Origin of the sequence: Pseudomonas cyclaminis, from assembly GCF_015163715.1 — a bacterium.
GTDB lineage: Bacteria > Pseudomonadota > Gammaproteobacteria > Pseudomonadales > Pseudomonadaceae > Aquipseudomonas > Aquipseudomonas cyclaminis.
On sequence record NZ_JADDUM010000334.1, the window covers coordinates 1 to 2327 of the forward strand.

A 2327-nucleotide genomic window follows, 5' to 3' on the forward strand; every position below is an offset into this window, starting at 1 on the left:
GATCGGCAGCCCCGGTTGCTGCTGGCCGATGTGCTGATTGAGGCTGGCCAGGTCGCCCACCACTTTGTTCCAGCCATCCTTTTCGGCGTAGAGCCCCAAGGTGCCTTCGTCGGCGGTGCGGCCGTGGCCACGCTGGTCCGGTGCATAAACACCATAGCCAGCGCCACATAACGCTTCGGCCAACCGCGCATAACGCCCGCTGTGCTCCGCCATGCCGTGGGACAGCATGACCACGGCGTGAGCCGGGCCGTCGGGCATCCACTGATTGACGTACAGGCGGCTGCGGTCATTCGCGGTCAGCCAGAAGGTGCTGTGGTTCATGGCGCTTCCTTTCTTCAAGGTCTGCTCGGGGTCGTTGCAGTGTATAGCTCATCTGCCGAGGGCCGGGGTATCTCCCTGCGCAACAGCGGGAAGATTCATACAATCAATGACACGATTTAGCGTATTTGCCTGTTTGGTCATAGCTGCTAACGTCCCCAAAGCTCCGCTTTTTTTAAGCGGCCGGACACACTCAGGTAAGGGGACAAGAATAATGCAACCTGGTTTCTGGAATGACAAACGCGCGGCGGGCGTTCCCAATGACATCGACCTCACGGCCTACAAGTCGGTGATCGAAGTCTTCGAACGGTCGTGCAAGGCCTTCGCCGACCGTCCGGCCTTCAGCAACATGGGCGTCACCCTGACCTACGCCGAGCTTGAGCGCCAGAGTGCGGCGTTCGCCGGTTACCTGCAACAGCACACCGACCTCAAGCCCGGCGAGCGCATCGCCGTACAGATGCCCAACGTGCTGCATTACCCGATTGCCGTGTTCGGCGCCCTGCGCGCCGGGCTGATTGTGGTCAACACCAACCCGCTGTACACCCCTCGCGAGATGCGCCACCAGTTCAAGGACGCCGGCGTGCGTGCGCTGGTCTACCTCAACCTGTTCGGTTCGCGGGTGCAGGAGGTGTGCAGCGACACCGAGATCGACTACCTGATCGAAGCCAGGATGGGTGACTTCCTGCCCGCCGCCAAGGGCTGGCTGGTCAACACCGTGGTCGACAAGGTCAAGAAGATGGTCCCGGCCTACAGCCTGCCGCGTGCGGTGTCGTTCAAGCGTACGCTGCGCATGGGCGCCGGCCTGGGTATCACGCGTCATCCGGTGACCCTCGACGACATCGCCGTGCTGCAATACACCGGCGGCACCACCGGCCTGGCCAAGGGCGCGATGCTGACCCATGGCAACCTCGTGGCGAACATGCAGCAGGCCCGTGCATGCATGTCCCAGGTTGGCGACGACGGCCACCCTTTGATCAAGGAAGGGCAGGAGGTGATGATCGCGCCGCTGCCGCTGTACCACATCTATGCCTTCACCGCGAACTGCATGTGCATGATGGTTACGGGTAACCACAACGTACTGATCACCAATCCACGGGATATCGGCGGGTTTATCAAGGAGCTGAAAAAGTGGCGCTTTACCGGGTTGCTGGGGCTTAACACGCTGTTTGTGGCGTTGATGGACCATCCGGAATTCAAGACGCTGGATTTCTCCCACCTCAAGCTCACCAACTCCGGTGGCACGGCACTGATCAAGGCCACGGCCGAACGCTGGCAGCAAATCACCGGGTGTACGATTGGCGAGGGCTACGGCCTGACAGAAACCTCGCCGGTGGCCTGCACCAACCCTTATGGCAACAAATCGCGCCTTGGCACCGTGGGCATCCCGGTGCCGGCTACAGGGATGAAGGTGATTGATGATGAAGGCGTCGAGCTGCCGCTGGGCGAACGCGGCGAGCTGTGCATCAAGGGCCCGCAGGTGATGAAGGGCTACTGGCAGCAGCCGGCTGCGACCGCCGAGACCCTGGACGCCGAGGGTTGGCTGAAGACCGGCGACATTGCGGTGATTGATGAGGACGGCTTTGTACGGATTGTTGATCGCAAGAAAGACCTGATCATCGTCTCGGGTTTCAACGTGTACCCCAACGAAATCGAAGACGTGGTGATGGCGCACCCGGCGGTAGCCAACTGTGCGGTGATCGGCGTACCGGACGAGCGCACGGGGGAGGCTGTGAAGCTGTTTGTGGTGGCACGGGCCGAAGGCGTGAGCCTTGAGGAATTGAAGACCTACTGCAAGGCCAACTTCACGGGGTACAAGGTGCCCAAGCAGATTGTGTTGCGCGATTCATTGCCAATGACGCCGGTGGGCAAGATCCTGCGGCGGGAGCTGCGCGACATCGCCTGATGTAAAATGCGGTAAAAAAAATGTGGGAGGGGGCTTGCTGCCCCCCGATAGCGGTGTGTCAGTTGATAGGTCTGGTGACTGACACGCCCTCATCGGGGGCAAGCCC

2 protein-coding genes are annotated in these 2327 nt (G+C 61.1%); one reads left to right on the plus strand and one right to left on the minus strand.

Annotated features, from left to right (window positions below; all coding sequences use genetic code 11):
* On the minus strand, positions 1-321 hold a 321-nt coding region (locus IQK56_RS29940), incomplete at its 3' end, for an alpha/beta hydrolase (RefSeq protein ID WP_193864331.1).
* A 211-nt stretch (positions 322-532) separates the two neighbouring features.
* Here IQK56_RS29940 and fadD2 point away from each other — a divergent pair.
* Positions 533-2221, plus strand: a complete 1689-nt coding sequence (fadD2, locus tag IQK56_RS29945) for a long-chain-fatty-acid--CoA ligase FadD2 (RefSeq protein WP_122307650.1) — start codon at positions 533-535, stop codon at positions 2219-2221.
* Positions 2222-2327: the final 106 nt, after the last annotated feature.

Coding starts and splice junctions, on each gene's coding strand:
- fadD2 (WP_122307650.1), top strand. CDS start 533: ATGCAACCTGGTTTCTGGAATGACAAACGCGCGGCGGGCGTTCCCAAT.